The 7,939-nt window shown below is 68.1% G+C and carries 7 protein-coding genes, 1 tRNA gene and 1 pseudogene; 5 read left to right on the top strand and 4 right to left on the bottom strand.

Annotation, left to right across the window (positions count from 1 at the left end):
• Positions 1–65 precede the first annotated feature (65 nt).
• Positions 66–139 (top strand) — tRNA-Thr (locus VFB40_RS14655).
• Between the two features lie 128 nt (positions 140–267).
• On the opposite strand, the gene VFB40_RS14650 is transcribed toward VFB40_RS14655, so the two are convergent.
• On the bottom strand, positions 268–891 hold the full coding sequence (locus VFB40_RS14650; protein WP_324850967.1) for an NADPH-dependent F420 reductase: 624 nt from the start codon (positions 889–891) through the stop codon (positions 268–270).
• Positions 892–910: 19 nt separating this feature from the next.
• A pseudogene (locus tag VFB40_RS14645) lies at positions 911–1,644 on the bottom strand (SDR family NAD(P)-dependent oxidoreductase).
• A 139-nt stretch (positions 1,645–1,783) separates the two neighbouring features.
• On the opposite strand from VFB40_RS14645, the gene VFB40_RS14640 reads away from it, so the two are divergent.
• Positions 1,784–2,380: a TetR/AcrR family transcriptional regulator gene (locus tag VFB40_RS14640; protein ID WP_324850965.1), complete on the top strand. Its 597-nt coding sequence runs from the start codon at positions 1,784–1,786 to the stop codon at positions 2,378–2,380.
• A 28-nt stretch (positions 2,381–2,408) separates the two neighbouring features.
• Here the strand turns inward: VFB40_RS14640 and VFB40_RS14635 are convergent, their stop codons facing one another.
• Positions 2,409–2,930, bottom strand: coding sequence for an FMN-binding protein (locus tag VFB40_RS14635; protein WP_324850962.1), 522 nt, complete (start codon positions 2,928–2,930; stop codon positions 2,409–2,411).
• A 24-nt stretch (positions 2,931–2,954) separates the two neighbouring features.
• Complete coding sequence (locus tag VFB40_RS14630; protein WP_324850961.1) at positions 2,955–4,349, bottom strand: ferredoxin reductase family protein; 1,395 nt, start codon at positions 4,347–4,349, stop codon at positions 2,955–2,957.
• A gap of 224 nt (positions 4,350–4,573) precedes the next feature.
• On the opposite strand from VFB40_RS14630, the gene VFB40_RS14625 reads away from it, so the two are divergent.
• From VFB40_RS14625 to VFB40_RS14615, 3 genes are all read left to right on the top strand, one after another.
• On the top strand, positions 4,574–5,320 hold the full coding sequence (locus VFB40_RS14625; protein WP_324850959.1) for a response regulator transcription factor: 747 nt from the start codon (positions 4,574–4,576) through the stop codon (positions 5,318–5,320).
• A gap of 92 nt (positions 5,321–5,412) precedes the next feature.
• The gene (locus VFB40_RS14620) at positions 5,413–6,993 is read left to right on the top strand and encodes a sensor histidine kinase (RefSeq protein ID WP_324850957.1); all 1,581 of its coding nucleotides are present in this window, start codon (positions 5,413–5,415) and stop codon (positions 6,991–6,993) included.
• 145 nt (positions 6,994–7,138) lie between these two features.
• The gene (locus VFB40_RS14615) at positions 7,139–7,825 is read left to right on the top strand and encodes an HAD family hydrolase (protein ID WP_324850955.1); all 687 of its coding nucleotides are present in this window, start codon (positions 7,139–7,141) and stop codon (positions 7,823–7,825) included.
• Positions 7,826–7,939: the final 114 nt, after the last annotated feature.

The following is a 7,939-nucleotide window of genomic DNA, read 5'->3' as shown; positions in this document are numbered from 1 at the left end:
GCCACTAGAGCGGCTACACTGGTGCACCGGTCGGTGATCGCCACGCGGCGCCACTGTCCTGCACCGCCCCCTTAGCTCAGTCGGCCAGAGCGACGCACTCGTAATGCGTAGGTCATCGGTTCGATTCCGATAGGGGGCTCTGCTTTGACCAGGGCGTTCCTTGATTCAAGGGGCGCCCTGGTCGTTTCCTGAGCATCTGTAGTTGCACTACTGTCTGCCGCCCGGCTCCGATGGCCTCGATGGACCGCTATCCGGACCGTCGTCGGCTCAGCCGGAAAACTCGGCGACGCTGAGGGCGAATTCCCAATGCCCGACGCCGTTGCGGGCGAGGCCCATTGTCAGCAGGCCCGCGCCTTCCAGCCAGTGCGCCATGTCCAGGCCGCCGACGTCCAGCGGGCGCAGCCCGAGGCTCGCAACAAATTCCTGCACAGTCGCTTTGGCCCACGCGTCGTCGGCGGCGATGAAGACGTCGGGCCGGCCCTTCTCTAGTACGTGGCTGAAGACCGTGTTGAACGCCTTCACCACGCTCGCGCCGGGCGGAGCCACCTTGGCGGCTTCCTGCGCGATCGAGGTGACCTCGCGGTAAGCCAGCCCGTCAGCGGCCGGGTTGAAGGGGTTACTGATGTCGACGATGACTTTGCCCGCGAGGGCGTCTCCGTACTCTGCGACGACCGGAACGACATTGGCGTACAGCAGGGCCATGATGACGATGTCGCCGGCCGGGACGGCGCCCCACTTTCCAGTCGTGGCGCCGTCGCCGAGAGCCTTGGCCAGTGCGGCGGCCTTGTCCTGGTCGCGGCCGATGACCTCGAGGCTGTTGCTGGCTGCTATCGCCAGCGTGCCGATGGTTCGGGCCATGGTGCCGGTGCCGATGATGCTGATGCTGCTCATGAGATGGTCTCGCTCTCCGTCAGATCGCCGTGGTGCCGCCGTCGGCGACCAGCTCCATCCCGTTCACATAACTGGAGTCGTCCGAGGCAAGGAACAGCGCGACCGCCGCGATCTCCTCGGTGCGGCCCATCTCTCCGCGCGGGATCAGGGACTCGAACTGCCGCTTCGTCTCCTCGTCGAACAGCTCCTCCTGCTTCGCCGTGGCGACCTGCCCAGGGTCAGCACGTTGACCCGGATGCGCCGGTCCTTCAGTTCGGCCAGCCACACGCGGGCCCAGGCCTGCTGCACCGCCTTGCTCCCGGCGTAGACGCTCCAGCCCGGGAAACCCTTGAGCGAAGCGTTCGACCCGGTCATGAAGATCGAGCCGCCGTCGTTGAACAGCGGCAGGGCCTTCTGCACCGTGAACAGCGTGCCGCGTGCGTTCAGCCCGAATGTTGCGTCGAACTGCTCCTCGGTGATCTCGCCGAGCTTGCCCTGTTCGCCCATCCCGGCACTGGCCCACAGCACGTCGATCGCGCCCTTCTGCGCCCTTACCGTGTCGAACAGGCGGTCCAGATCGTTCAAGTTGGCCGCATCGCCCCGCACGGCGGTCACGTTCCGGCCGATCAGCTTGACGGCCTCGTCCAGTGCTTCCTGCCGTCGGCCCGTGATGAAGACATGCGCTCCTTCGTCGACGAACAGCTTGGCGCCGGCCAGCGCCATGCCGGTCGATCCGCCGGTGATCACCGCGACCTTGCCCTCAAGCTTTCCCACGATCACTCCTGAGTTGACGGGACATGTGGAACAGCCCGGACGTTATGTAAACCGATCCGTGTATTTAACGTAGCTCTTGGCTGGGCGTGGCCGCAACTTATGTACACCGATCGGTACCCGACTGAGTTATGCTGGAGGCATGACGGAGCTGGAGAAGGGGCCGCAGGGTCAGCGCCGCGGCCGGGGCGCGCGCGAGCGCATCCTTGGCGCGTCCCAGAAGCTGTTCCGCGAGCAAGGCATCAACCGCACCGGCATGGACCAACTCTGCGAGGCGGCCCAAGTCTCGAAGCGCACGGCCTACCAGCACTTTGCGGGCAAGGACGAGATCGTCACCGAGTGCCTGCGCCGCTTCGATCCCGAGGTCATGCCCGGGGTGTTCGACCGCACCGACCTCACCGCGCGCGAACGACTCCTCGCTGCCTTCGAGCTGCCCGCGTCCGGGACGGACGGCCCCACGCCCCTATGCCCCTACATCGCGGCGACCGTCGAACTCCACGACCCCGAGCACCCCGCGTCCCAATATGCACGCGACTACAAGAAGGCCATCGCGGCACGGCTGGCTGAGACCGCCCGCGAGGCTGGAGCCGCCGACCCCGAAAAGCTCGGCGAGCAATTGGCGCTGCTGCTTGACGGTGCCTCAGTCCGGACCAGGGTCCTCAATGCCGAGTCCTTCCCGACCGCCGCCGCCATCGCGGCCGTGTTGATCGACAACGCGATCCCAGTGACAGCGGAGTAGGCGAGACCTGCGCAGACAGCGGGATGCGTCAGGCGCCGGCCTTGTCTATGGCGCTCTGGAGCGACTGCGCGTAGCCGTCGCTCGTGTACGTCGCGCCGGAGACTACGTCGATGTTCGCGCTCTGCGCCGACATCGCCTCTTGGTTCAGGATCGGGAGCGCGTAGCTGTTGATCTGCTGGTCGCGGAAGCTCTCCGTCGGGTACTGCAGGACGTTGATGTTGGTGATCTTCTTGCCGCTGAAGGTCACCTGGAGCTGGACGGGGCCGTAGCGGGTGTCCGCTGCGGCGCCGGTGACGACCTTGGTCCCGGTGTTCGAGGTCGACGGCGTGCTCGGGGCGCTCTTCGGGGCCGCGCTCGACGAGGATTGGCCGTTTCCGGCTGCCGGTGCGGTCGTCGCCGGGGCCGCGCTTGTGCTGGGGCTTGAGTTCGAGCCGGAGCCGATGCTGAAGCTCGACGTTCCGAGCGCGGAGCCGCTGCTGTGCGGTTTGAGGCCGAGCAGCAGGACGATGCCTGAGACCGTGGCTGTGCCGGCGACGATGGCGCGACGCATGACTGACGTGCTCCTTACCGCTTATCAGAATGTGAACGACTCGTGGTGGATGTGCGAGCGCTTGACTCCGCACTCACGCAGCGCCTGGACCGCCGCGGTGGCCATGGACTCCGGGCCGCAGATGAACACGTCGTGGCGGTTCAGGTGCGGGACCAGCTTGGACAGCGTGCGCGCGGTGAGCGGGTCACCGACCTCGGACCTCGGCCCGACGAGGAATCGCAGGTGCGCACCACGCGCCGCGGCTATCGACTCGAGCTCGTGCCGGAAGATCACGTCCTCCGGCCAGCTGGCGCGATAGAGCAGGGTGAGGTCGCCGCGCTTGGCCGGGAGCGTCTCGAACAGCGCGCGGATCGGGGTGATGCCGACGCCGCCAGCGAGGAGCAGGACCTTGCGGGCTCGCACCCGTCCCGCGGTGAACGCACCGTACGGGCCCTCGGCGCGGACCTTGGTTCCCGGCTGCAACCGGGCCACGGCCGCGCTGTGTTCGCCCAGGTGTTTGATCGTGAAGCGCAGGAATCGCGGGTGCGGCGCGGCCGAAAGCGAGTACGGATTCGCCGTCCACCGCAGCCCCTTGGCCTGGAACTGGAGCCGGAAGAACTGGCCCGCTTCGGCGCGAAGCTCGTCGAGGTGCTGCCCGGTGAGGATGACCGAGACGACTCCCGGCCCCTCTTGCCTGACCTCGGCCACGCGAAGCTGGTGCCGGCGGTCGTTGCGCCACGGCACGAACAGCCGGAACCAGCCGAGGAGCACGAAGGCGATGACGTAGTACGCGCTCCACAGCACCCGTGCCGGGCCGGTGTCTAGATCGGCGCCGTTGACGATCTGGTGGCTGAAACCCAGCGCGATGGCGAGGTACGTCGTCAGGTGCAGGTAGTACCAGGCTTCGTAGCTAAGGCGGCGGCGGGCTGCCCGAGCGGAGACGAACGCCGTACCGAACATCAGCAGTGCCGCCAACGTGCCCTTGATCATCTCTGGGTAGTCGAAGACGACGTATACGGCCTCGTTCACGACCGACTTACGCGCCGTGTACGCGTAGCCCCAGATGATCGTCAGGATGTGCGCGGCGACGAGGCAGACCATGTATCGGCCGGCCAGTGCGTGCCAGCGGGCCAGCCGGTCCGATCCGACCTTGTGCTCAAGCACCGGTATTCGGGCCATCAGCAGGAGCAGCAGCGGCGTGAGGTAGCCCGCGAGCAGTCCGGTGATCCGGCCCGCCCCGGTCAGCCAGCCTGCGGCGCCGACGACGTTGAACGTGTCCTTCCACCACAGGGCGAGCACGGCCAGCGCGCCGATGCCGACGAGCGTCAGCACGGCGACCGGGATCGCGTCTGCCGGGAGCCGCAGGTCCGGCGGGCCGGCTGCGCGGCCGCGGTCGGCGGCGCGCCGCGGGGCGCGGGCACGATCGGCGACGGCTGGCATGCAGGGACCTTCCTTCTCGGCGCTGGGGACGGGCGTTTCGTGGGTTGACCGCCCACGGCCCATCGTCACATCGCCACTTCTCAGTTCCCTCTGAGTCTGGGGCGCGCGTTCGATCCGGTGGCGGGGGAACCAGCAGGTCAGGAACTACTACTGACTCGGCGGCGGCGCCACGCTGGCTGGGGACTTTTCAGTGTTTTCTCACCTTCGGCCCGGACAATGGGCCGGTGACAGGCACTGATGCACCGGGCGCGGCCGCCGCGGAGAGCGCCGTCGGCAGCGGCTGGCGCATCCTCGTCGTCGACGACGAGCCGGACCTGGTCGAGGTGATCTGCGGGGCGATCGCCTATGAGGGCTGGCAGGCCAGGGGCGCGGAAAACGGCCTGGACGCCGTGCGCGTCGCGGAGAGCTGGCAGCCGCACGCGGTCGTGCTCGACATGATGCTGCCCGACCTCGACGGCACCGAAGTGCTGCGCCGGATCCACCAGGATCGGCCGGAGACGCGGGTGCTGTTCTTGACCGCGCGGGACGCCGTGGAGGACCGGATCGCCGGGATCGCGGCCGGCGGGGACGACTACGTGACGAAGCCGTTCAGCCTGGAAGAGGTCGTCATCAGGCTGCGCGGCATGCTGCGGCGTGCCTTCCCCTCCACGCCGCCGGCGGAAGCGCGGCCGGACTGCCTGGTGGTCGGCGACTTGGTGATGGACGAGCGGGCTATGGAGGTGACCCGCGGCGGCACACCGGTCGAGCTGAGCCCCACTGAGTTCGCGTTGCTTCGCTACCTCATGCGCCACCCCCGCCAGGTGTTGAGTAAGGCGCAGATCCTTGAGGAGGTGTGGAGCTATGACTTCGGCGGCCAAGCGCACGTTGTCGAGCTCTACATCAGCTACCTACGCAAGAAGCTCGATGCCGGCCGCACGCCAATGATCCACACGGTGCGTGGCGCGGGCTATGTGTTGAAAGCAGCGACGTGAGCACACAGAACGAGACAGCGGGAGAGCGCGCCACGCCGGCTCGTCGTCTGGCGGGCGCGGGTGGACGGTTATTGCGCCTGCTCAGGCGAGGGGTGCCTCGTACGCTCCGCGGCCGGCTGACCCTCGGGCTGGTCGCAATTCTCGCCCTCCTGTGCGCTGGCATCGGACTCGCCACGACGACCGTGCTCAACCATTACCTCGTCAGCGACGTCGATCAGCAGCTCGCCGAAGCCGGAGGGCGTTACGCAGCAAGCCTTGAGCACGCCGGGTCTGGCGGCATCGATGCGAACAGAGGCGACACACGGGCACAGACTCCGGGAACGCTCGGGGTACGCCTCGTAGGTAGCACGATCACCGAGGCGGCAGTCGTCGACGGCGACAGCGACGACGCGACAGGCAGCATCGAAGACAGAGTCACGCTGTCCGCGCAGGACGAGAAGGCGTTGGCTGCGTTACCGACCGACGGATCGGCACACACGCTGGACCTGTCGTCCGTCGGTGAATACCGGATCCGCGCACAGGTCGGGCTCGACGGCGATGTCCTGATCACCGGCCTGCCACTCGCTCGGGTCGAGCAGACGGTGCAGCAGTTGGCCGGGGCCGAGATGGCGATGTTCGCCGCGGCGCTCGCACTGGCCGCCATCGTCGCCGCGGTGTGGGTGCGACTGACGCTGCGACCGCTGGACCGCGTCGCCAGGACCGCCGAGCGGGTCAGTGGCCTGTCGCTGGCCAGCGGCGAGGTGGAGCTGTCCGTGCGCGTCCCCGACGAAGACCCGGCCACCGAGGTCGGGCGGGTCGGCGCCTCGCTCAACCGGATGCTCGGACACATCGGCGACGCACTGGCCAAGAGGCACGCGGTCGAGGCCAGACTGCGAGAGTTCGCCGCCGACGCCAGCCACGAGCTGCGCACGCCGGTGGCGGCGATCCGCGGTCACGCCGAACTCGCGCAGCGGCACCCCGGCGAGATTCCCGAACCGGTGCGCCGATCGCTCGACCGCATCGAAGCCGAGGCGCAGCGCATGGGCGTGCTGGTCGACGACCTGCTGCTGCTCGCCCGCATCGACGCCGGTCGGCCACTGGCCCGCGAGCAGGTCGATCTGACCCGGCTGGCGCTGGACGCGGTCGAGGACGCGCGAGCCGCCGCCCCTGGTCATCGCTGGCGCTTGGAGCTGTCCGCCGAGCCGACGGCGGTGGTTGGCGACTCGCACCGTCTGGCGCAGGCGATCGCGAACCTTCTCGCGAACGCACGTACGCATACGCCTGAGGGCACCGAGGTGACATTGCGGCTGGATGGCGGCGAGGCTTCGGAGTCTTCGGAGAATGAAGCGAACGGCGACGAGGTTCCGGGCGCGGACAAGGCTGCGGCCGGTGTGTCTGGGGCGTCTGCGGTGTCCGAAGTGCCCGAAGAGGTCCGGCTCAGCATCACGGACACCGGCCCCGGTCTCAGCCCCGAGGTCGCGGCCCGCGCCTTCGACCGGTTCGTGCGCGGGGACCGCGCACGCTCCCGCGCCTCTGGAAGCACCGGCCTCGGCCTGGCGATCACCCGTGCGATCGCCGAGGCGCACGGCGGCCGGGTCGAGCTGGAAACCCACCCCGGCCACACCGTCTTCACCATCGTCCTGCCCGCTGTCCCGCCCGCCAGCGAGCGACCCGAGAACGGGCGCCCGCAATAGGGTGCAACGGGCTTTGTCCTTGCAATGCGCGGCTCCGGAAACAACGAAATCCGGTGGCGGCCACAGGCGCGGTTTGTGGCGCGCCGTCCATGGGCCGCTCGGACGGACCGAGGTGTGGTGGTTCGCTCATGCGATGATCTGACCCATGGCGAAAGCGGTGCTCTTCGACTTCTCCGGGACCCTGTTTCACTGCGAGTCGGCCGAGTCGTGGCTGCGCGCGGCGCTGGATCAGGCCGGGATCACCGCCTCGGATGCCGAGGTGGAGGTGTGGGCGGAGCGGTTGCACGCGAGCGGCGGACAAGCGGGCGCGTACTCCGAATTCGCGGTGCCTGCACATCTGACCGACTTGTGGGCGCGACGCGACCTGACCGCCGAGGACCATCGGGCCGCCTACACCGCGCTGGTAGAGACGGCCGAGCTGCCGTGGCCCGGCCTCGCGGACATCTTGTATGACCGCCATTACGCGCCCGAGGCCTGGGACGCGTACCCGGACACCGTCGCGGTGCTCGAATTGCTGCAGAAACGCGACATGCCGGTCGCCGTGGTCTCCAATATCGGCTGGGATCTACGGACCGTGTTCAAACACTTCGGCGTCGATCACCTGATCGCCGACTACGTGCTCTCGTACGAGGTCGGGGTGAAGAAGCCGGATGCGGGCATCTTCGAACTCGCCTGCGAGGCGGTCGGATGCGCGCCGGCCGACGTTCTGATGGTCGGCGACAACGCTGTTGCGGACGGCGGCGCGACGGCTATCGGGTGCTCCTTCGAGCTGGTCGAGCATGCTCCGGTCGCTGCTCGGCCGCGTGCGCTGCTGGATGCGGTTCGGGCCTAGCGGACTGCCGGTTCAGGCTCGCACTCATCGCCCCTGAAAGGTCGTCTGACAGAACCTGACGGTTAATCACACGTTTTAGGCGTTTAAATACGCATCTGGGTGATTTAACGCGTG

This window comes from Actinocrinis sp., from assembly GCF_035650855.1.
Lineage (GTDB): Bacteria > Actinomycetota > Actinomycetes > Streptomycetales > Catenulisporaceae > Actinocrinis.
This window is presented reverse-complemented; position numbering and strand designations above follow the sequence as displayed.